This is a genomic window from Shewanella algicola (genome assembly GCF_014648035.1).
Taxonomy (GTDB): domain Bacteria; phylum Pseudomonadota; class Gammaproteobacteria; order Enterobacterales; family Shewanellaceae; genus Shewanella; species Shewanella algicola.
Window position 1 is genome coordinate 35,228 of sequence record NZ_BMQI01000030.1, and the last position, 21,962, is coordinate 57,189.

The following is a 21,962-nucleotide window of genomic DNA, read 5'->3' on the forward strand; positions in this document are numbered from 1 at the left end:
TTCATTGTTTGTTTGGCATTTATGCCTTTGGGTTACCGAGTTCAGAAACTTGAACTGTATAAACCGTCTAATGATGACACTGTTGGGTATGTTCAGTATTCATATCAAAAGACATTCATGTCGCCAATTTGTAATCTCTTTATTGGTATTGCACCATTATTGGGTGGAACCTTAGCATTTGGATTTGTGACATGGATTTTAATGCTTGATGTATATCGGTTTGTTTTAGATAATTTAGTCAGCCTAAACGCTGTAGAATTCGATTTAAGCGTGTTTTTAAGTAATGTTGGCACGATGTTGGGATTGATCCTTTCTGGTCAACAGAGCGTCATTCAGACACTTTACTGGTATTTGTCAGTTACTCATTAACTGTTTTCTCTGTGCCGAGTAGAGCGGATTTGTTTCAAAGCAAATTGGGAGCGCTATATTTAGCTATTCTACTTATTGGCTTAGCAATTGTATTACCCGGACAGATATTTAAAGGACTTGAGTTGTTAAACCAATTTAACCTTGTTTACTTAGGCATTGCTGTTTTGCACATTCTATTTTTTTGCTCATCCTGGCTTATAGTGGTTTGGTTACATTCATTCGAAGCAAGTAGATCCCTTCTTTAAGAAACTTCAAAATAAGCTCTTCTATAATACTTATAAATAAATATACAAGATCTAAAAGATATAAAGACTATAGGGATATGACGATAAGTCAATATTGTTATTGTTTTTCAATGGGTTAATTGCAACATAATAATGTTGTTTAATCATAAACCTGTCAATCGAGATCTTTTAATTGTTGAATAAGATCAAATACATGGCTTTAAAGATCTTTTCTCCGTCATTAAGGATCATTATGTTGTCAAAGAAGATCATTTTTTAGTTCCGATTTATCCACAGGACTAAATATTAAGCATGTAGGCTGTTCTTTGACCGAATCACTCCCTTGAATTACATTTTGTTGTCTTACCGGATCATTAAATCGTTATCTCAGTAACTATTTTTTGTTATTTAGTGCATTTGAAGTGGCGACGGGAGAGCGAGGCGAAAACATCAGATCATTTAGTTGGTATCCACATAAACATTTAGTTGGTATCTATAGATCACTTTTTGGGCGTTATAGTGATCATTTTTTGGTGCTAATTAGTCGTAACCAACCTTGGATTTCGCTTTCATTTGCTTAATTTTCTCCAAGAACTTTTGCTTATCCTCTTTTGCCTTTTGCTCTGGCTCTACGACGAGAGCTGCCTCACGCTGATTAATGACATCGTAAATCTCATTGGCCGTATCCGTATCATCAAACACCATATAAGCTTCTGCTAGTAGGTTGAGCTCTGGTATGGTCAGCTTCTCATTTTTTAGACTCAGTTTAGTTTCGAGTTCCCTGATTGTATCTTTAGCTGTGTCTTCACTCATAGAGACCTTACTATCAATCCATTTGTAATGGAATTTGATACCAGTGGTCACTCTACCTTTCTTGATTAAGCTGTAGCCTAATTCACCTTTATCACTTTTGAATAATACGAGTTCATGCTTGCATATTTCACTAATTTCTTGAAATGAATCAGATATACAGCGCTTTATAAATACGCCTGTTGGCCCTAGGCTTTGGTTGCCTTTGCTCAAGTTACCGTTTTCATCAAATAGCCCGAAATAACCTTTTAATTCGTCAATGGTTAAAGGGCGTTGATAACCTTCTTGCTTAAATCGAGATAGGATCTCATAAAGCCTTTTACTGTATGACTTCTTAAGCTTATACAATGGCTTTCTGTTAATTAATGCGTAACCTTTTTTCGAATAATCAATATACTGCTCTTTTAACTCAGGATTAGGGATGATTATCAGCTTTGCATTTTTGTATTTGATCCTGGCAAGGATAGGGATGTAATCCCACTCATTTGTTTCTGTATTAGTAAAACCAACGGTACGAGTTGCCAACCTGTCTGCTACTGGGCTCAGTGTGGAACTTAAATGGCTCGATTCGATATCAAACCAATCTGATAGGATTTGTGCCGGGAATTCATAAGATGGACCGGATTTTGACTTCCAATGATCTTCTCTCATATGAGCGACCATTAAATTGAAAATGTTTTGTTCATGTACAGAAAGGCGCTGGCGCGAGAAGATGAGTTCATGTGACTTTTTAAATACTTCAGGCATTGATTCCTGCAAGCCTAAATCAACATGTTTTTGTTTAGGTGCGCTGTTGTTACTGTTGGATGTCATCTTCTTACCTTATTTCCCTATCCATTGATAAGTATTGAAGTCTTAGCAATAGTACATAATTCTGGCATATCAGCAAACAATTTTACGTTGCAGAAAGTTACAAGAACTTGTTGATCAATAATACAGGTTATTGTTGTGTAACGTTGCAAATTATTGTTGTGTTTAACACTGAATCTTGTTGTTCTTGATTACTAAACATTGGCATTCAGAATATAAAAATTTGTCATGGTTCTCGCCGGGAGTTAGTGCATGTAAAGAGATACAGCAATTCTTAGCCTGATTAAAATATCGACACGTTACTAACGTCTCCAGTAATTACAAAGTAAATTTTAGTTAAAACACAAAAAATCAATTCAGCATAACTCACTGTAAAATAACAATAACTACTGTTAAACATACTAATAGATCATTATTCTGTTGTTTAAGTTACATTATTTTGGTTTCATCAATATATATTTCTGTTATTTACCTCACAGATTCTTGGCCAAATCATGTGTTCAACACTCCTTTCTTAAAAAATAATTTAACCATAAACCATTGATAAAAATAGACTTGTTTGGTAAACCCTTTGTGTTTTTTTCATAATATCTTAAATGTTACCTAAATAAGAGAGTTTGTATTTATACCATAAAAAACAAGTGGTTAGCTTGAGTTGGTATTCTGTACAACAAAAAAATGATCCGTAAACTTAAACAGATCATTTTTATGGCACAACAATTTGTAGCTAATTATAATTAAGTTGTTGAATTTAAAGCGTTAAATATCCCAGCTTAGACTTTAAGTAAAAAATATAACAACAAAAAAGTGTATTTTTAGCTTTGCTTACACCTGAAAATTGCAATTTAGGACCAAATAACAACAAAAAAGTGATCTTTTGATGTTATTTACCAATATTATGTCATCTAATACAGGCTCCGCTTTCTCTCTTCTACAGCATATTCGGCAGCTTTTTTAACACCATAGCCTCTTCCTCTGTATTTTTTCATGAGTTCTCGGTCATCAGCATCAGTAGAGAAGATCATTAGCGTTTCTGGTTCCAGCTCTAAACGGCATATTTCACTCATCTGTTTATGGAATATCATGATTTCTGAATACGACCCTTTCTTGGTGTGTACAGACTTCATTTGTTTGAATTGAGCGTCAGTAGCAGTGAATGATTGCGTGTTCTTAATTTTATCTACTAATGATGGATCTTGACCTAAGAACAACTTCCAATCCGTGTTTGCAAGAATGGCTTGGCCAACAGCATTACCTGTTGCATCCATTAAGTTTTGTGTGATTACCCCACCAGATGCACGTACCTTACGGAATTTACGAAATGCAGCTTGGAGAAACTCGCCTACGAACTCGATAAGCGCACCTTTATCACCATCTTTGTCACCCGCCATCCATTGCCAAGCTTCTTCAAGTAAAAACAGACTTTTACGGGCAGTACCACCTTGGAAAATTTTATGTTGAATTTGGTTAATAATGCCGAGAATAACCACCAACTGTAGATGTAAATCGTTCTGCAGTTCTTCAAGCTCTACTACGACTAATCTGCCGTCAAAATCAATGGCAGGGCGTTGATTAGTAAATAAATGCCCGTACACGCCGCCCTCAGCAAAAATCATTAGCTGTTTGCCAATCTGCCTCATGTAATCTTCTTGATGCTGTAAACAACGTTCAACAAAGAGAGTTACAGTGGATTGTTGACCTAATTCATTCCACATATCAGTCAACATCGTCATCATTTCTGCGCGCTGCACTTCTGATACGCCATGTTTTGGCGCAGCCATTGCTTTAAACATCGTTAAAATCATTGGGCCTTGACCATCATCACCTGTCCACTGGTGAATTGATGGAAATGGATTCAACGAATATTTAAAGTTGCCATCAAAAGAAATAAACTGACTGTCAGTGAACATTTCTGCCAAGTTTTGGTAAGAACGTCCACTATCCAGGATGAAGACTTGAGCACCATCATCAAATGGTTCAAGTTCAAAGTCTTTTTGATGTGGTTCACGTAGAAGGGACCCACCGGTTTGAACGCCTGAGTTTAAATAACAGTTCACGATAAAGTTCATTAACACTGACTTACCTGAACCTGTTGCCGCGCTCAGTAGGAAATTGTAACCACCGTCCGTTTTAAATAAATCCCAAGAAAATACTTGGCCGTTACGGGTCACTAACGGGACAATGGGCAGGTTAGTATTACCTTTCCAATTACTCATATGCGGGGTTAAGAAGACTAATGCTTCTGATGTGTAAATCGAGTGGCGACGGTAATTGGCATACCCCTTATCCATCATGCATGGGATATTTTGTAAGAATAATGGCCCGGTTAACACTGATTCAGTTGTGAATGTAATCCGTTTAGTTTCGAAGTAACGCTTCATTTTTGCCACTGAACGATCACTTCGTTGTTCAGATTCGGAAAAAATAATCACATGTGTACCCGAATGCGCTATTTTGGCACCTCGTTGATCTATTTCATTCCATAGCTGGTCATAGTCGCGCTTTTGGTCGGCTAAGCCCTGAAACCATTCTAGAATTTTGCCTTTCGCTTGCCCTAATAACCATTTGCGCCCGGTTGCTATGTCACTTTTTGCCTTACCTTGTTCGGGATAATGGATCAACGTTGAAATCATGAAAGGGTCACCATGAGCCACGGAACCCGTTTGCCATTCACCCGCCAAGTCGAACATCTGGCCATAATAAATTTCTTCAGGCAATGAAGATAACGACATGATTTTTATGTGTGTTTGATTTTCAGGGTCAAACTTTAACTTTCCATCTGAACTCACATCCTTGGGCTTACCAGTGATAATGCCATTGGGAGTAAAATGGATAGTGTTCCCATCTTCAATAATCTGTTCTGATAATGTTTTACTGCCATTGGGTTTCGCATTCATGTTCCGCCATACCGCGTCTTTAGACGAATTAAATAACGCCTGAAGTCGCCATAACAATGCATTTGGCTTGAGCTTATGCGGAGCAAAACCAACACCCTTTAAGCTTTCTTCAATATCCAAAATTAACGCACGAAATCGTTTTTCTTCTCGCTCATTCGCTAATAACTCTGCCGTTGGCACTCTAACGGTGAACCAAAATTCAAAATCTCTTAAACGCGCGCCATTATGCATATCCTTGAAAACCTTACTCTCAAGGTCAATGGCTAATGACTCGGCCATCGAGTGGTTAATTCATTGTCATTACCCATCAATCTATTACCACGAGTCGTCTCGAATTGATTAATGAAGTAACTAATGTCTGGCAAACCGACTAATTGGGCTTGAATCGTCGTATCGGCAGGAAAGTCTTTTTTAAAGATGGCATCCCAAGTATTTTTTAACTCTTCATTACAACCCGGAGTCGGTTGGCAGCAAAACATAACCGCCATCCCACCCCCTTCCATGATGTAGTAGTCTGTTTCAAACCCAACGAAGCCGAACATTTCATCTACTTTGTCGTAATCAGCTAGCTTGCGAATTTTATTAAAATAACTTGAGAATACACCCATAATTAGTACCCTTGTTTTTCTGTTACACCCAAACTGTTATAACCAGACTTTGAGTGTGATTGTCGGCGTTCTTCTTCTTGTGTGACTTGTTGTATTTGCAAAGGAACAATGCGACCAGGACGGTCATTGGCTTGTTCACCAACCAACCATTTTTTTGGCGCAACTTCGACATATACAAACCCCGGCATATGCAAATCGCCATCACTGTCTGTCCATGAGGCAACTAAGATCCTCATAGTCTTAGGTTGTTGCAATACCGCTAAGGGCTCTGGTGCTAATGCCATCGGTGCTTGTCTATGCACCATTAGCTGACCATGCTCATTTTCTAACCCTTCTACTGCACCAAATGTCCTGTTGACTGGCTCTGGCACTAATTCTGCCGCTGGTAAGGTGTCATGCCTGATATGTGGTACTGGCTTATAAACGCCGTTAGCTTCAGTCGCTGTTGGGGCCATTACCGGTGTGGCAGCTTGAGTTTGTAACGCTACTGATCCGGAAGGCGTATCGATGTAACTTGGGTTAAGCGAGTCAGGGTCGAACTCTACTTGGTTATTTATTTCACTAGGTTGTTCGGTCTCGATTTTTCCCATAGACACATTCAAGCCTTCGAGACTTGTTCTACTGTTCGTTAAATCATGTATTTGGCGTGCTGATGAGCAGGTTGCGCCTTTTGCGTCATTTGGACATGCAAATTCATTTTCACCCATTTGCATGGAGCACCCCGATGCCAACATGCTTAGCGCGAAAGGAAATACCAATAAGGTTAATTTATTCATTTATTGTTGCTCCGTAACTTCGGACATTACTTTTGCCATTTCTTCATCAAGAGCGGTTTCAACCACTTCCTTTGGTACTGAGGCAATAGTGGGTGTATCAGATGATTTATCAATAACGGTTTGTGCATCTGGCTTAGGTTCATTTTTCAGCCACTTAACAGGGTCTTTGGGTAACCCCGCGTAACGCTTACCATCGATACGAACAAAGTAGGGTACTTTTGAGATATCGAGATATGTCGCCATTAACATAGGGGTCATGACTTTCTTCAAATCAGCTTCAGTACATTCTCGTTGCCCGACATTTTCTGTGTCACCAGTCATCAAGACTTGCAGAGAATCCGTTGTTGAGTAACCACACCAAGCTTTCATCGAAGGGGTAATAGAGCCCTTGTCGTGAGGCATAATAATTAAATCCAGGTTGACCTTGCTTGGATCTAAATTAGCTAAAAATTCTTGGGATTCTGCGACGGTAGGACTGACAAACACTCGACCTTGTTTTTCTATCGCGGGATTGCCAAAGGGGATCACTGCTAATTCGTTCATCAGCGTTCCGTTGGCAAACGAATCAAGATGTAGCAACCAAGACTCTTCAGCTTGCTCTACCGTTTTTACCGGTGTCATAGACCACAAGTCTTTAATCTCGCCATCAATTAAAAAGCGGCCATTCGATGAAATAAACATGGGCTGCTTACCCTTGATTTGGATTAGCATTACGTCCTTGATTGGGAGCATTCGGACATTTTCTACATCACCCAATTCATTCATCATTGCTGTGACATCATCCGAAAAACTGGATTGAATTTCTGTCTCGGCATCTTTCAATTTGGCTTCTTTCTCAAGGTCTAATGCCAATAGGGAAGGGCTGGCGAATAACATCGCTAGCGCCAAACTAGCTACGTATTTCATCCTGCATTCTCCAATGTTTTTAATAATTGCTCAGGAGGTCGGTATCCAGGAACCATTTCACCGTTGGGTAGAATAATCGCCGGTGTGCCGTTGATACCTAATGACTCACCAATCGAATACATTTCATCTACCGGTGTTTCGCATGAACCACGAGCAATGGCTATGTCATTTTTGGAGTCGGTTAACGCCTGATTTTGGTCTTTAGAACACCAGACATCTTTTAATAGCCGATCCATGTCCGAGTTAATTCCACCCCGAGGGAAGGCCGCATATGCAATCGTTATCCCCAATGCGTTATAACCTTCAATTTCGGAGTGAAGCTTTCTGCAGTATCCGCAAGTTGGATCGGTAAACACCGTGACACGATATTTTTCATCTTTAGCCGGGAACACAATCAACTCATCTTGAATCGCTTTCATCTGGTCATTGGCAAGAGCACGCTGCCTCAACGCAGTTAAATTCAATAAACCATCTGAAAACTGATGCAATGAGCCCGAAAAAATATATTCACCATCACGTGAAGCGTAAAAAATGCCTTTCTCTGACTCTAATTGGTAAAACCCAGACACAGGGGCTTCTGAAACCTGCTTAATTTTAAAGGGCAACAAGGATTCAAATTTACTTTTAGCTTGCTCTGCCGAGATATCAGCTGAAACGGCGGGAAAAGCAAATGTGATTGCAAGTGCAGTAGCGAGATAATTAATGCTTGGTAGTCTCATATCAAAACCCTAGTTATGGAATTAGGGTTAATTATGCCGCACTGTTTTTCTACTTTTTGTCGTTTCAGGTGCCGTTTGGGACGCTGAACGAGAAATTTTAAAAATAACAGTGTGGCAAAATGAGTTGAATGGTTTTAATTATGAGGTGCAACTATGGCACCAGCTGTGAAATTTAATGTAGAACCTGTGGTCATTAATAAAGAGATTGTATTAACCGAACCATACTTGAACGTGATGCATATTTATTTCATCAATCTTTCTGCCTTTCTGCCTTTCTGCCTTTCTGCGTTTTGTTGTGAAGACACGTACTCGTAAAGAGTTGAAATACAATATTAAGTTGCTCACGTTGCGTAACAACGAACTGTTCTCTTTACAGCGAAGTCCACTCCAACTGCAAGCCGATAACCTCACGCTTATCAAAATGGCCGAAACACTACGCAATAACGATGGCCTGTAAAATTGAAATGCTTAAAAAGAAAAACCCAACATGAAAAGTACCTACCATGTTGGGGCCGTTGAAAGTGTTGCAGCTTACTGTTGGATGCTTATTTGCCCGGTAAGCTTTCTAAATACTTCTCGCTGTAAGTTCTCGCGCTCCGCATACTCGGCTTCATTATTAATCCTTGGGTTCTCTATCCCTAAGTCAGCCAGCGATTGTCGCAAAGTTTCTATATCATTCAATTTCAATTCGTATTTGGTGCCTTTGAATTGAAGCGAGTCTTCCTTTATGCCAATGATGTTACTCTTATCAAGCAATATTTTGAGGATATCAATGTACTCAAGCTCGGTTCGAGTATCATAACCGGCTTGGGCAAAATGCTCTGCCATTGCTCTTGTATTGATAACTCTCACATCTGGCTTGTTCACATTCGATTGTTTTAACGACGCGATTTCATCGAGTAGTGGCTGCATTTTGTAATCAATAACGATATCTACAATCACCAGAGTGGTTAAAAGGAACATAACAAATGTGATCGCTTTTTGCCATGTGAATGCAGACTCAGATTTAACCTTGACCTTAACCTTTACCGTTTCCGTTTCTTTATTCATAGTCATTTACCTATTTTTAATGCAATGCCACGCTGAACAATAAAGTCCACTTCGCGCCCACCTAGAACTTCAACCACCGGCCAGCTCGCATCCACCATTTCTAAATAGTATTTTGCAATCATATCAAATGATGTACTCGCACCGTTTAATGCTGCTGATTGACCCATGCTTGCCCAGTTAGTGCTTTGAAATAACGATTCTTCACCAGGGCTTGTATTCACAACGTTAACTGCTTGTGGTGATGCCGCTTTTGATAAGCCTGATAAAAATCCTGCTGCCATGGCATTGCCCATTAACCCGCCAGATTTAGTGACCAGTGTTCCATCAATGCCATTTTTACCATCACGACCTACTGCATAAGCGGTCAGTGGCACCTCAATGGCTTCGTTGCTTTCCGTGATACATGACAATGTTTCAGCTCGTATAAACGCTCGTGACGTTGCCAAGTCACCAATTGTGGTACCGATAACAAAACACTCTCGTATATCTAATGTGTAGTTATTTGGCATTAAGGCTTCTTGCTTCAATCTAATTAAGATTGGCATTGGCATTTTACTTTGCTGTCCACCAGATGTCGGGGCATCGACACCGTTGAGTAACGTTCCCGTTAAGATAGAACCCGCAGATAACCATGTTGAGTTATCTTTCTTCTCTTCAGGTTTGGTATCTCTATCTCCAGCTCTGGCTTTAGCGTCGTTTTGTACTGTCTGGGAATTTTCTGAAACAGTGACCATTTGTACATCTTGCTCTTCAATATGGCCTGTCTCTTTCACCGAACGCACTTTACCCTGGGTTACCGTCCGTAAAATGTTGCCTTTTACCAATGGCTGACGAGTAATTATCTGCGTTTGTGGACGTTCAACGATTTGGGCGACGTTACCATTTGTATCATGACGAATAACATTATCTGCATTGGGATTTCCATCAGCGCCCCCTTGTAAGTCACGTTTATTCAATAACTCACTTCGTAGCTGATTAATGAGGTTCTTTTGTTGATTGATTTCATTGCGGAATTTGGTCATTTCCATTTCAATCTTCTTTTCGCGCTCTTTAAGACGGTTTTCCTGTGCAAAGGCCGCCACTTCACGATTTTGAGCTTCAGCAGATAATTGGTTAAATAACTCTTTCGTTTTCTTCTCTTCCATTTCGGAGACTTCTTCAACGGAAAATAGCTCGGTACCATCATTGCTGTTGTTTATTGCCTCTGTATTTTTAGACTGAGTAAAGAAAACGGGTAATAAAAAGTAGGCAGAGGCAAGCACAACCCCCCAAATGATTATCTGGCGTTTTTTAGGATCACCCCAAAACTCTTTAATTAAGACCTTTGACATTAGTTAACCTCCCTAGTGAGTCCAAGTTCTTCTGCACTAATTTGTCTGCGGCGGTTTCCTTTTTCCATTTTCTCTACATATAACTTATCTCGTACAATATAAACTTCAGTTGACTCACCAGGCTGCAGAATAGATTGGTCAATAAACGCAACAGCTAAGGCGTCACGACTTAAGCACTGCTCTTCTTTAATCTGGTAGGCATAAGATGTTTGGTTATACATCACTACCACATCGATATATTCACGTGAGCCAGCGTAACGCTGGGCAGTTTTTTGACGTATGGCAACAGAACATGGCTTGCGTTGGGTTTTTGGGATCTCAACTGACTCAGTAAAACCTTTAGGTATGCCATTTTGAGCAATCGGCAATAACATCGATTTTATCCGAGTGATATGTGATGCTGTATTTAAATTCTCATCACGCACATTCGCTAAATCTTCAATTTTCTTTAGACGGTCTCGTTCTCTTTTACGTTCAGCCATCAAATAGCGTTGTTGACCCGTCAGTTTTACGTCTACATTGACCATAGCCGGCGGATTATTGTCAGGCTGAAGCACTAATGAGATAGCTGTCTCTGGTAAACCTTCTTCATATACCATGATGCCGACAGGGTTCATCGAATTTGTAGTGAAATAAATGTAACCGTTTGAAGCTTCAATAATCGATTCTTCATCTGATGTGCGAATGGCTACCATAGAAAAATTCGTTTTAATTCGATTCATTAATCCTGCCGCAATAGCGACTGCGATATTCTCACCGGGCTTTAATGAATAATTCTGCACTGGTTTGTAACTGGCTTGTAAGGCCGACGCAAACCCAGAAGGGTTACTCATCCCAACAACTCTTCCATAGGGGTCAACCTGTGGCGCCTGTTCAACTTCCTTATCATCTGGAACGGCTGATTTGAGAGAGTTAAAAATATATGAAACTGGACTCTCAATCTTATTGTTTTTGATGGCTTCAGGGGTAAGCCGTTGATTAGAGGTTTGCACCGGTAATGTGAACTCATTCACTGGATCTGATGGTTCAGCGCATAAAACAGAATGACTCATCATTACGCTAAATAAGACCGAGAGTTTAAAATATTTTTTCATGGGTTTACGTCCTTAACTTCTGAGCCTGATTCGATAAGACCTTCACGCATTTCTTTAGATAATTCAGGGATAGTTTCTGCAGCTGGAACTACACGTTGTCTAGTGTTTGGTTTACCGGGATATTGTTTAAAGTATGAGATTTTCGGCATACCACTGGATACACCAATACGGAATTCATACGTCCACGTCTTGGTCATTGGAGATTGACCCGGTAAAGTAATTTCTCTTGCCCCCCAAATCCAGACAACATCCTGATATTCATCAAAATATATATCGTCAATAATGAAGCGTTGTTTTAATTTTCTCGCACTAATAATGGCGATTTGACGGTCAATTTCTTCTTCAAATTGATCGCGTAAATTGGGTGTCGCGGCAGATAGAAATCGTTCTTTGACGAAATTGATATTGCTCTTACTGATATTGCCAATCAGTTCAGCAAAAGCGATAGCATGTCCTCGTTTAAAGGAGGCGTTGGCCCAATCTCCCTGTACTTCTATGACTTCGGTTATTGGGGCATTAGGCAATACAATTGAACCAGGCTCAAAGAATGCAAACTTCAATGCAAAAATCAACAATCCCGAACTTAACAGTAAGTTTGATAAGAGAATGATATTTCTTGTGGTGACAGCATCCACCAGCGACTTTTTAATGTCTTCTGCACTATTTAATATTCCCATTATTTAATGAACTCCCGTTTTAATGGATCAGGCACAGTCACGCCCAGTTTGAGTGGCATAAGCCCCCAATACCAAAGTACATGCTCAACAAACCCTCTTGGATGGTTCTCAGCAAAGTAACTGGTGATTTTGAAATACATAATGGCAAAAATGACCGCTTCAGGAACGGCTCTAAATGTATATCCAAGCCCGAACGCCGTAGCAATTGGGATGAATTGATCAAGTGTGAAAAATAAAACCAATAGAGGCTTGTTAACTCTGTGGGGTATACGATAAGTAGCCATCAGTTGCCGTTACATGATTAGTTAAAGATGACTTATTGTTGCATTCAATTTTTATAGATTAGGGCGTTTCAAGTGCCGTTTGGGACGCTGAACTAAAAAAAGGCGCAATTAGCGCCTTTTTTGATGGTGTAACAATTAAATTGTGCCAGTTAAGAAGATGTTGATAATAGCCACAGACTGACTTAATAACATTCCACCAATAAATGCGCCTACTGCCATGTAGTAATTTTGTTTTAGTACGTTAAACAGGGCTGCAAAGAAGGCTAAAAGTGTAATAATTTTACCAGGTGCACCATCTGCCCATCCAGATAACTCTGTCCAGATGGAGGTAAACGCTGTACCCCCTGAACCTGCAGTAGATTCAAATGATAGTAATACAAATAGAAAACATAATGCTGACAAAGCTAAAATGCTCTTCTTGCTTAAAAGTTTTTCACCTTTTACTTTCGGTAAAGTTAATGCGTGTTCCATGTTTTATTCCTCAAGGTTGGTTATTTCAAATACATCGTACAATCATTTTTTGCTAGTTTTAGTCGTTTCAGCGTCCCAAACGGCACCTGAAAATATGTTTTTGCCTGTTTTTGCCTGTTTTTTGCTTATTTATAGATACCCCATCGATGCGAAAGGGTTCTTAATGAAGGCCCCTAGACTGAAACTTTCTATTGAATACTCTTTGTATTGCGCTTTGCTTATTTTTTCTAAAGCGGATTTAACCGCTACCGGATTACTTACCCCATCGATCAGGCCAATCCGTTGAGCTTCATCGCCGGTCCACACTAAACCTGAGAATAATGTGTCTAACTCAAGTTTGAACTTTTCTGCGCGAGCAGCTAAAACATCGGCTTTAAATTGCTCAAATACCGGCTCAATTAGTGTTGTCTTAGCGATGTCTAATTCTTCAGAATCGATAGCGTGCCATGGGTTTAACATTGCTTTATATTGACCGCTGGTGATTGTGGTATTTGTAACGCCAACATTTTTAGCAAAATCACTGAAATTAATTCTGTCCAGACGAACGCCAATGTTGCCAATAAGCGACGCTCGCTGACCAATGATCACATCGGCATTGATGATGGCTTGAACACACGCAGATGCACATTGTTTAATCACAACGGCAACGATGAGTTTTCTTGGCAATGTCTTTAAATCAATGCTCGAAGTAAAATCCTCTTGGAACATCATTACAGGGTTCTCAATATCATTGATAATTTGTTCACTTATGCCTTTGGGAAGTGGACTTTTCCATTGTTTATACTGGACGATGATTTCATTAATGGTCTGTGAGTCTGTTGGTGAACCGCCCGGAGAATTTGCTTTAATGACTATCATTTGAGCATCATCATTACTCATCGCCGTTAGTAGATGTTGAGCAATTTTCTCACCATTTCCTGTGTCATGGTCTGTTCCTATTTCCCCGTTGATCTGGATCATTGCGACATGTGACTTTTCTGGCGTAAACATCGTGATAAGATTACCTAGAAAACCAATAAATATAATCCCACCTAATAACAATAATTTTCCGTAATTTTGCGTTTGTATACTGTTAAGTATTGCTTTAGTACACTTACTGCCTCTGTTTCGGTTTCATTAGAAACCCTTCCTTCTAATGAACTTGTCTTGTCTGACATTTGTAATAGTCCTATGCAACTTTCATAAAATTAGAAATCGTATTTCTGAACGCTAAGCCTGTGAGACATAACATCAATACTGGATACCATGGGGCCTTCTGCCCAAGGAAGTTCGGGATCAATAAATAACAAAACGTAAAGACCAACATGTAAACGATAGAACGTGTCCAGATACGTGAACCCTTTATCGAAATTTGTCTAGGCTCATACATTCGGATTTTTCGAACCATATAACCGTCATAAATTAATGCAAAAAAGAACGGTAACATCACCCAAATCCAAAACTTCATCATCGAAACGCGATATACCATTTGATATGACAAAATGTGAATATTATTCACCACTCTGTTCAGGATGAATTCACCTTTGAACTTTGACACTATCTCCTTAATTTTATAGTCGCTCTTTGGTAGCAAGGAATCTTCTACTGACTGTTGAATACCGCCTTTAACATAGGCGTTTGTATAAATCCGCTGCACTTCGTATGTGAGATTTAACCATTGTGTTTCATTAATCAGCGACGATAGTGACTTTACCTCTGTCTCCATTTCACGCTGAAACACCTGGCTTGGCATTAACGTCAATATCAAAATCACACTGACAGTAAAAATAAGTAAAAATAGTGATAATAATTTGGAAACGCCATGGTCCTTAATAAGCTCAGACATTTGGTACTCCTATGAATGCTCAAGTGCATTATTCAAAGAATAAATCCCTTTACGTGCAGGCAAAGGCAGACCTAACAAGTTCAAAACGCGACGATTAAATACGTGTCGAGCGAGTAACATTGAAATTGATTCATTAGATAACTGCGAATGTTTATCAAGGTGTTCTATTTTGAGGCAGTGGCACTTGCGTCCATTACCCAAGCCTGCTCCAAAACAATCGCACTTCTTGCCTTTCTTCTTCATCGCTAATGAAGTTAATTTAAACTCTTCAAATGTCTGTGAAATACAATCCCAATGGACTGACTCATCATTTGAAATTTTTAAACTCACTTTAAAATGCGTTATTTGATAGAGGTCATACATAATTGACTCTGCAAACTGAGTAAATTGGCCCTCTATACCTTCACCTGCTGACCTATCCCAAGCCAATATTGCCTTCAACAAAATGATGTCAATTATCGGGGTGTCATGAATACGCAAATATTCTGTGCCACCAGCCAACCGGCTTAATGACGATACAATTTCCTTTGCGCCTTCGTGTTGTGAAGTAATTCTAGAAACGTCCATCATTAACCCTTAATTATCGGAAGTTTACATTTTATTTTCTGACCATTGGACAGGCGCGCGACATACTGTAATTTGGGCAAGTCTCCGATCAGAGTTATGGGGAACATATCTTCACGAGTCTTGGTAATGTTTTCTTTATAACCGCCTGAAAATTCGGACAAGGCTTGCCCCGTTCCTGACTGAATAGAGTATTGAACACCAACATCACTGATATTGGTTTGGCCAAACTGTTTGGACACGTATTCTTGTGTTTGAAGATCTGTGACTTTCATACTGAAAAAGTTATTACATAACCCCAAATAACGATCAGCAGTCGCCTGGTCGGTCATGTCAATTAAGTCGGGGATTGTCTGAGTGCTTAATACAAATTGGCATTTTGCCGCACGACCCTGAGCCAAGTTGTTTATTAAACTGTCATTACCGGCAACGGCCGCATGAACTTCATCAACTAAAATAGACACCCTACGTTCTTCACCTGAACCGTAGTTATATCTATCACCTAAACAGCCAGAGATATCAGCAAGTAAAAGCTTTGCTAAATGTCCTGCCGTTCTGGGGTCATTCATTGAGTTCAATGCGCAGTAAATGATGCCTCCATCCATGATGATGCGCTTAATATCAATAATTTCAATATCGTCTTCACCGCGAGTTGGTGAAAGCAATTTATCAAGAGGGTTGCTGCATAAAACTTTAAAAAGAGGGAACACACTGGCTAACATCTTTTGAGCATGTTCATGGTTATGTGTGACAAATTGCATTACATCATCTACAGCTGCGACTTTTTCAACACTTGGTATTGTCTGTGTATAGTAATTTTGCATCCCTTCTAATGGCGTATCACCAAGACCTAGCATCGAACTGAGTTTGGATTGCTTCCAATGTAAGCCGAAGCGCTTCTCGTAAAACGTGCTCAATACTTTTTCAAGTAACTCAGCTTTACCTGAGCGCATATAACGGTAAATCTCAGTGAGCTTTGGACTTTCTGAACAATAAATCATACCGTCAGTGACTTGAGAGATAGTTTGCCAACCAAATTCAATAAAGCTATCCGTCGCTCCACTGCCTGATTTTAATAAGCTTGCAATACGTGTCGGAATTTCTGAAGCAATTGCAAAATTCTTCAAAATATCAATCGCACAGGACTCACTTGGCCTAGCTGGACAAAACTCATAAAACTTATGACCGATCCCAAGAGCTTCTGCTTCACTGCGTAATCCTTCTTTTAAGCTTGCGTCATCTTTTGGATCGATGACCACAATAGAATTACCCATATGAAGAAAGCCTGTACCGAGCATCTTTAACAACGTTGTTTTGCCTGAACCAACCACACCTGTAATAAATGAATGTCCGTAAAACGTTTCCTCGTTGACTATTTGTGGGGTTTCATTGCCAATGGCATGTATCCATGTCTTCCCGCCCATGCTCCGAGTATGCTTTCGATATTTGTAAACCACTGGCTTCAATGCAAACGGGATTTCCATTTCACGTAAATCAATCGACATATCCATGATTTGATATGCTCTTTGAGCATGTTCGGGTCCCCACTCAAAACCGTTCCCAATATAGATTTCACGTTTGTCCGTGTACTTAAAGTTTTCTGATTTCGAATTGGTTTTCCATTTGTTGATGTAACGGACAACATCTATATCGATAAACTCGAGCTTGTTGATGAACAACTTTAATTGTTGCCTCATTTTGGGATACGTAGAAAGTAACTTGAATAATCCCACTCCCATTAAACCACCGGCAATGATTGTTGGCGTGTCTAAATAGTTAGAGTTTAAAGCGCTTACTTGACTTATCACTCCTGTAGCAACACCAGAACCGATATAAACATAGGCGGCATTCAGCTCATAAAGTGGCCTGAAGAGACTTTCGCTATATGTTAAACTACTGCGATTATTCATTGTTTTCCCTCAACTTCCATTTCAACTCATCAAGTTCAATAGACGTTATTTCTACCGTTATTGAGCCATCGGCTGAGATTATCGGTTTAACACCCTCAGCTTTAGTGAAGCCCCTTAATTCAGTGTTCTTCATCTTCGGGCATACTGATTTGAACTCATTTATCAATTCTTCATAGCTCATCGTTTTGACGTTATTTGAATACTCATCATCATTAATAATCGGTTCGTCAGTAACATCCTCAACAGGGTCGCTGGCTTTATCAGCAGATGCGGTTTCTATGTTGGTTAACGTTTCTGAACTCGAGTCAGGGTCGCTGGCCTTTTCGTCACTCACAGGTAAGGATTTCATTTCAAGCACAACCGTGTTTAACTCCAATTGTTCAGGTTCTACCTCTAGACTGGATTCTTGGGCGGCGACGACTATTTCAGCTTGCTTCTGTGTGGCTGTCTCACAAGTGGCAGTATCCACTGGGATAGATTGCAATGTTGGCCTAAAAATATTGGCCACATCATCACTTAATAAAACATACGTCGTTTTCTCACCCGCAATGACTTTGATGGAAATTTCTTTGCCTTTCTCATTTTTTTTAAGCAATTTTAGATAGCTCATGGCATTAATAATTTGCCCGGCATTTTGACTGGCTTGTTCCATTACATAGTTAAGACTAAGGCAAACATTATCAGCTTCTAACCAGAGGTTATCACCAGGGGTAGTGAGCAACGTTGATAACGCATTATCAACAGGCTTTGGCCTTCTCGGTTTGGTTATCCAAGGGTGTTCACCGTTTGGCTGTGACGCTGACTCATTGGGAACCGGCAGTTTTTCTTCCTCTGTTGCTTCAATTGAATCATCAGTAACCTGTGATTGAGCTTCTTCATCATTGGGGTTTGATTGTTCTTTCTTACTAACAGGGATTGTTGACGGTTTTGTTTCAACAGCCTCTGTATTCGACTCTGTATCAACATCATCAATCGCTTCTGGCGTCGAACTAGTCTCCGATTTTACTTTAGGCTTAGGCTTAGGCTTAGGCTTTGATTTGGGCTTGGGTTTGCGCTTTGCCGGGGCTTTAGTGACTGTTTTCTCACTCTCATCAACACTTGCGGTTGGTTGTTTATCAACAGTTGTCGCGGGTTGTTCTACTACTTTGGTTTCTGAATCATCTTGAACAACTATTGCATCACTCGGAGTGATAAAAAACATACCTTCACAATTACATAATTGGTGAACGTTATTATTTTTGGATGTGTTGTAACGTAATGCACCATGAACATTTGCAGGTAGTGGATTGTCACCGACCACAAAATTAGGCCATTCAACCAGTATGACCGTAATTGGTGAAACCTTTGCCATTGGACCTGTTTTGTTTATTGCGAATTGGTTGATGTCCGATTCGGTGAATTCACCAAGGTATAGATTTGCATGTGTACTTTTATCACTAACCATCGATAAAATACGCTTATCTAATAAAATAGATATGAGTGCTTTAGCTGATGTTGGAAGTTTGATTTCGTAATCTAGACACTTTTTGATCACATCATTTATTGGTCTGTCTGAAGCAATATAGATTTGACCATTAAAGACAAATAGGTCGCCCCCAAGCTTGTTGATTGACCAATTGGAGTACAATGACCGCATTGCATTAACAACACCCATTGTTAGGGATTTCTTACGTGAAGAGTCATGCAACCATACACGGGCATAATCATCATAAGTTGATTCTGAATCTGCTTTTCTAACAGCGTTAAACAAATATCCTTTGTAAGAATGATAATGAACGAGCGTTTGCGTGATCATCGAATACAAATCATCATGCGAACCAAGCAAGTAATTTTTCGCTACGTCATTTAAGACTAATGGCAAAAAGTGAACTGAGTTTGTTTCATGATCATTGTTCAATCTGTCTTTTTGATGCACCACAGTGTATGAGTCAATATTATTGCGCTTAGCCCACTCATAAATGTTCTCACTCAGTGGGCGCCAAACATCACCGTTTGAGCCAATCACTTGAACGTTTGATATAATCTTCCCTGAGTCATGTAATAACCCGCAGACCCAAGCGGCAAATTCATACCTTGGTCTACGAGCCTGGTCTTCATCAATGAGACCCATTTCATCTAACATAAAGCTCATAGAAAATTGAAGTGAACGAATAGAAACATCTAATGAATGCTCTAATAATCCTCCGACATATTGATGATGATCCATTTCTGAAGCAGGGATTAAGTGACAGTAACTTAAATATGCTTTGATGGTGCTTTCAACTAAATCAACAAAGTTATATTCACAACCTTTGTATATTAATCCTATATCTCGCTCGATTATTCGAATTTTATCTTGTTGACGGTTTAATAAAGTATCAATGCTAACAAGTGGTATTGATGCTGTTTTCAAAGGATAATGTAAAACAGCATCCAACCTTTTTTTGTCTTTTTGTTCTAGCGTTGAGCCTTCTTTATTCCATGCGGATATGCGTGACAATAAAGAACCTATGTGGACTCTTAATTTATACGCTTGAATCGAAAGACTACTCATTTATACAGCCTCAGTTAACTCAACACTTTCTTCTGCGGTGTTCTTGTCATTAGTTGATTCAATATTAACGACATTACTTTCCTTTTCAGCATCTGGATATAAACTGAAAACACCTTTTTGTAATCCTTCCAAAAAGAAGACAGGTGAGAAAGGTCCACCATTGCGTTTACCAGGCTTGGTAACTTTAAATATTTTTGACGAGATATTATTTAAAATCAATAACGCTTGGTTTCTTGATGATTGTTCAATGTCATCATCGAAAGTTCCTGAAAGCGCAATTGCCTCGATATCATCCATAATAAGGTCAATCTTGGAAATTATATTAATAACCTCAATGTGACTTTTATGAATGATGTTAATTTCAAGGTTCATGTCAGGGTTTTTAATGTCAACGAAGCTATAACCAGGGATGAGCTCACTTTGCAATGAATCAAAGTGAGAGGACAACTTGTCAATTTCATTATCCGCAATAGAAATGATTTCATTTTGAAACCACTCCTTTAACATATTGTATGTTGTTTTGTTTGTGGAACGGTTTGTCATTTTAAATAATTCACCTAAGCGATAAAGTGAATTATTTAGTGCTTCACCAGATTGTCCACGCATATGTAAATACACAGCTTCTGATTTTAGTTCAATTTGCGCTACACCAGTTTTACGACGTACCGGTGATTCATTCGAACCCTTGCGGTTAGGTTGATTTGCCATAATAGTTTCCTCTTAACTTAAAATTTTAATTGTTGATTTAAGCATTGAGATTTGGTCGGCCATTAATGCCAATGCTTTTCTTAAAGACTTAAATAACGGTTCATATTTATCAAATAAAACCTTCTCCCATACGTTTGCCTTCTTTGAAATTGTTGTCCATGTGTAACCTTCACGCTTATTAGGCTTGATGTGAACACCAGAACGAGGATTCTGAAATTTACGGTAAGTTGTCTTTTTCCAATCTAACCACTCCAGATAGACTCGATGTGTGATTTTGGAACGCTTTAGCCTTGGCGCTAACCTACCAGTATTTTGATATCCATCCTCGCCTGGCTTCAATCCAGAACTAAAAATCTTTTTGTTGTGTTCCCTCCATTCATTCCAATAACCATCAACAAGCAGTTGGGCACGATCAACTAACGCCTCATAGCATTCGAAAATGTTATCAAGAGCTACTTGCAAACTAACCGACTCGACTGACATGAAAACCTCCTAATCAAACTGAAGGCATAATGATTACATATAAATTTTGTACTTTTTGCCGTTTCAGGTGCCGTTTGGGACGCTGAACGTGAAATTTTAAAATTTCATAAATAAAAAAAATCAGTACATCTTGTGTTTGTTTTCCAAAGGAACTATCTGTTGGAAAATGCAATGCGTTTCCAACATAGCCTTAAGCAATTTAAAGCATTAAAAAGCGAAGATTTATAAAAAATAATCAAAAAATGTGTTAATTAAGCGAATTTGGATAACCGGTTTTCTATATATGTTGGAAAGTGACTGTCTTTTTTGTTATCCGATGGGTTGACTTTAGGCGCCATTGATCAATTAAATTAATGCAATAATCCTGTCATTTCCTATATATGTTGGAAACCTAATGTCTTTTATTGTCGCAGTTTGGATCTGAATCTAGAAATGAGGGCGAATCACAGGTAATACAACAATCAAAACGATACGAAACATGAAACTTTATAAGTGCGCAGAATTAGAATTAACACCGGGAAGTTTACTTAAGTTGTTGTTAATAGATACCTTAACAAGAATTTTAAATGCACCTTAAGTGTTCATTGGTAAATTGACAAAAGATAAGTTGGAAAGTCATTGCATTTGGCAAGTAGTGAGAAGCATTGCTTTATAACCTTTTGGTTGGAGCGTAAACCAACATTATGCTGAACAAAAATTGAACGTTATTAGTGTAAAAACTCAAAATGTCTTAATTCCTTATGAGACCCTTATCACAAATGGTGGAATTTACAAAATTTACGAACAATAAATGATTTTTTTAAACCTACACAAATACAGATGGTTAGAAATAAATCAGACTGTAAAAGCGCTCATAGACAGGATCTTTAGCGATAACGCTATATTTTAGGTAGAAAAAAGGCCTTATTTATGA

Annotated in this window: 20 protein-coding genes; 1 reads left to right on the forward strand and 19 read right to left on the reverse strand. The window is 39.1% G+C overall.

Annotated elements, in window-relative coordinates; all coding sequences use genetic code 11:
- The first annotated feature begins 117 nt into the window (after window positions 1-117).
- On the forward strand, window positions 118-369 hold the full coding sequence (locus tag IEY42_RS13635; protein ID WP_188925754.1) for a hypothetical protein: 252 nt from the start codon (window positions 118-120) through the stop codon (window positions 367-369).
- 764 nt (window positions 370-1,133) lie between these two features.
- Here IEY42_RS13635 and IEY42_RS13640 read toward each other — a convergent pair.
- The 19 genes from IEY42_RS13640 to mobI all read right to left on the reverse strand — a co-directional run bounded on the left by IEY42_RS13640 (window position 1,134) and on the right by mobI (window position 21,049).
- Window positions 1,134-2,216, reverse strand: coding sequence for a replication initiation protein (locus IEY42_RS13640; RefSeq protein WP_188925755.1), 1,083 nt, complete (start codon window positions 2,214-2,216; stop codon window positions 1,134-1,136).
- 902 nt (window positions 2,217-3,118) lie between these two features.
- Window positions 3,119-5,389: a TraC family protein gene (locus IEY42_RS22605; RefSeq protein ID WP_188925756.1), complete on the reverse strand. Its 2,271-nt coding sequence runs from the start codon at window positions 5,387-5,389 to the stop codon at window positions 3,119-3,121.
- Window positions 5,374-5,718: a TraC family protein gene (locus IEY42_RS22610; RefSeq protein ID WP_188925757.1), complete on the reverse strand. Its 345-nt coding sequence runs from the start codon at window positions 5,716-5,718 to the stop codon at window positions 5,374-5,376. The genes IEY42_RS22605 and IEY42_RS22610 overlap by 16 nt, the downstream gene beginning before the upstream one ends.
- Window positions 5,719-5,720: 2 nt before the next feature.
- Entirely contained in the window at window positions 5,721-6,494 is a 774-nt protein-coding gene (locus IEY42_RS13655; protein ID WP_188925758.1) for a TraV family lipoprotein, read from the reverse strand.
- Window positions 6,495-7,400, reverse strand: coding sequence for a hypothetical protein (locus tag IEY42_RS13660; RefSeq protein ID WP_188925759.1), 906 nt, complete (start codon window positions 7,398-7,400; stop codon window positions 6,495-6,497).
- On the reverse strand, window positions 7,397-8,119 hold the full coding sequence (locus tag IEY42_RS13665) for a thioredoxin fold domain-containing protein (protein WP_188925760.1): 723 nt from the start codon (window positions 8,117-8,119) through the stop codon (window positions 7,397-7,399). Before IEY42_RS13665 ends, IEY42_RS13660 begins: the two co-directional genes overlap by 4 nt.
- A 531-nt stretch (window positions 8,120-8,650) precedes the next feature.
- Window positions 8,651-9,169 carry a hypothetical protein gene (locus IEY42_RS13670; RefSeq protein WP_188925761.1) on the reverse strand — a complete coding sequence of 173 codons (519 nt, stop codon included), beginning with the start codon at window positions 9,167-9,169 and terminating at the stop codon, window positions 8,651-8,653.
- Between the two features lie 2 nt (window positions 9,170-9,171).
- On the reverse strand, window positions 9,172-10,500 hold the full coding sequence (locus tag IEY42_RS13675; RefSeq protein ID WP_188925762.1) for a TraB/VirB10 family protein: 1,329 nt from the start codon (window positions 10,498-10,500) through the stop codon (window positions 9,172-9,174).
- Entirely contained in the window at window positions 10,500-11,594 is a 1,095-nt protein-coding gene (locus IEY42_RS13680) for a TraK domain-containing protein (RefSeq protein ID WP_188925763.1), read from the reverse strand. Before IEY42_RS13680 ends, IEY42_RS13675 begins: the two co-directional genes overlap by 1 nt.
- A complete protein-coding gene (locus IEY42_RS13685) occupies window positions 11,591-12,271 on the reverse strand; it encodes a TraE/TraK family type IV conjugative transfer system protein (RefSeq protein ID WP_188925764.1) in 681 nt (226 codons plus the stop codon). Before IEY42_RS13685 ends, IEY42_RS13680 begins: the two co-directional genes overlap by 4 nt.
- Window positions 12,271-12,555, reverse strand: a complete 285-nt coding sequence (traL, locus tag IEY42_RS13690; protein ID WP_188925765.1) for a type IV conjugative transfer system protein TraL — start codon at window positions 12,553-12,555, stop codon at window positions 12,271-12,273. Before traL ends, IEY42_RS13685 begins: the two co-directional genes overlap by 1 nt.
- 135 nt (window positions 12,556-12,690) lie before the next feature.
- A complete protein-coding gene (locus tag IEY42_RS13695) occupies window positions 12,691-13,026 on the reverse strand; it encodes a hypothetical protein (RefSeq protein ID WP_188925766.1) in 336 nt (111 codons plus the stop codon).
- A 129-nt stretch (window positions 13,027-13,155) separates the two neighbouring features.
- Window positions 13,156-14,067, reverse strand: coding sequence for a S49 family peptidase (locus IEY42_RS13700; RefSeq protein ID WP_188925767.1), 912 nt, complete (start codon window positions 14,065-14,067; stop codon window positions 13,156-13,158).
- 127 nt (window positions 14,068-14,194) lie between these two features.
- Window positions 14,195-14,851: an IncC plasmid conjugative DNA transfer DtrJ family protein gene (locus IEY42_RS13705; RefSeq protein WP_188925768.1), complete on the reverse strand. Its 657-nt coding sequence runs from the start codon at window positions 14,849-14,851 to the stop codon at window positions 14,195-14,197.
- Window positions 14,852-14,860: 9 nt separating this feature from the next.
- The gene (locus tag IEY42_RS13710; protein WP_188925769.1) at window positions 14,861-15,421 is read right to left on the reverse strand and encodes a hypothetical protein; all 561 of its coding nucleotides are present in this window, start codon (window positions 15,419-15,421) and stop codon (window positions 14,861-14,863) included.
- Window positions 15,421-17,325, reverse strand: a complete 1,905-nt coding sequence (gene traD / locus IEY42_RS13715; protein WP_188925770.1) for a conjugative transfer system coupling protein TraD — start codon at window positions 17,323-17,325, stop codon at window positions 15,421-15,423. Before traD ends, IEY42_RS13710 begins: the two co-directional genes overlap by 1 nt.
- Window positions 17,318-19,858, reverse strand: coding sequence for a MobH family relaxase (mobH, locus tag IEY42_RS13720; protein ID WP_188925771.1), 2,541 nt, complete (start codon window positions 19,856-19,858; stop codon window positions 17,318-17,320). The genes traD and mobH overlap by 8 nt, the downstream gene beginning before the upstream one ends.
- Entirely contained in the window at window positions 19,859-20,566 is a 708-nt protein-coding gene (locus IEY42_RS13725) for a hypothetical protein (RefSeq protein ID WP_188925772.1), read from the reverse strand.
- A gap of 12 nt (window positions 20,567-20,578) precedes the next feature.
- Window positions 20,579-21,049: a conjugative transfer protein MobI(A/C) gene (mobI, locus tag IEY42_RS13730; protein WP_188925773.1), complete on the reverse strand. Its 471-nt coding sequence runs from the start codon at window positions 21,047-21,049 to the stop codon at window positions 20,579-20,581.
- Between the last annotated feature and the right edge of the window lie 913 nt (window positions 21,050-21,962).